This is a genomic window from Weissella sp. DD23 (assembly GCF_001579105.1).
Lineage (GTDB): Bacteria > Bacillota > Bacilli > Lactobacillales > Lactobacillaceae > Weissella > Weissella cibaria.
Genome location: NZ_KQ970390.1, coordinates 304,948 through 305,996, shown reverse-complemented (window position 1 = coordinate 305,996; position 1,049 = coordinate 304,948). Strand labels below are relative to the sequence as shown.

Genomic DNA, 1,049 nt, shown 5'->3' with positions numbered 1-1,049 from the left:
GGCAGTAGCCAGTACTTCATCCCCATGGTCAGCTAATAAAAGCCAACAACTGGCTAAATTTATGCTGAATTGGGTAAGTCAAATGGGTCAACACTACGAGTCATATTACCCTGGTCATGATTTTAATCTATACGGTGTCATATTCCCAACACCCCTCACGAACGGTACCATGAACATGCACCCTGCAGTAGATGATCATGCTATTGATTTGCAATGGTCCGACGATGGCACTGGTAATCATGACTATAACTTGGTTGCCGTCTATGGCGGCAGTGCCAGTTCGAACGACAGATATCCAGTGTTAACAATGTACCTATTCACCCTTCATAACGAAAAACCTGAAGTTCTTGTCACGCAACAAAATCAAGGTAATCCTGAAGGTTACTTGTATTTCAAGCCAACTGACAATCAAGCCCTTGCATCTGGGTTTGCATCGATTGTTAATCACAACTAAAAAGTAGTCATCGCGCAAACTGTACGATGACTACTTTTTTAGAACGCTATCTACTTTAACTTTCATACTTGTGTTTATTATTTACAAATTCCAACCAAATTCATCATAAAAAGAATCATTGGTCAGATTATTCAAAACTGTCTGTCTATCGCTAATTAAATTAGCCGGTAAATCATTCAAATCAAACCATTGCAACGCCGCGTTTTTATTCGGTTCCATGATTGAAGGTTTGTCAGTAAAATTTTTAACCTTAAAATATACATACATATATTCAAGACCACTTTCGACGTCCTTTTTGTGAACAATCGACACAAAATTTATATTTTCTAGTTTGACTATTACCCCAAGCTCTTCTTTAATTTCACGTTGCATGGCCATTTTAAGTGATTCTCCACTCTCCAGATGGCCCGCTGCCCCCAAATCATAGAACCCATCCATGTAGCCCGTGTTAATCCTTTTCTGTAGCAAAACCTTATTATCCATTTGAATAATCGCAAGTACTGCAACCCTGACTTTAAACCGATCTTCCGCCAACTGTTCTCCCCCCCTGTTTCTAATCTTTTAAACACCGTAATTTAATTATACACTAACCAAT

The 1,049-nt window shown here is 38.8% G+C and carries 2 protein-coding genes; one reads left to right on the top strand and one right to left on the bottom strand.

The window, feature by feature from the left end; genetic code table 11:
- Window positions 1-454: DUF4767 domain-containing protein (locus tag WEIDD23_RS01480; protein WP_062358695.1), on the top strand; the 454-nt coding region annotated here is incomplete at its 5' end.
- Between the two features lie 81 nt (window positions 455-535).
- Here the strand turns inward: WEIDD23_RS01480 and WEIDD23_RS01475 are convergent.
- On the bottom strand, window positions 536-988 hold the full coding sequence (locus WEIDD23_RS01475) for an NUDIX domain-containing protein (protein ID WP_010374908.1): 453 nt from the start codon (window positions 986-988) through the stop codon (window positions 536-538).
- Window positions 989-1,049: the final 61 nt, after the last annotated feature.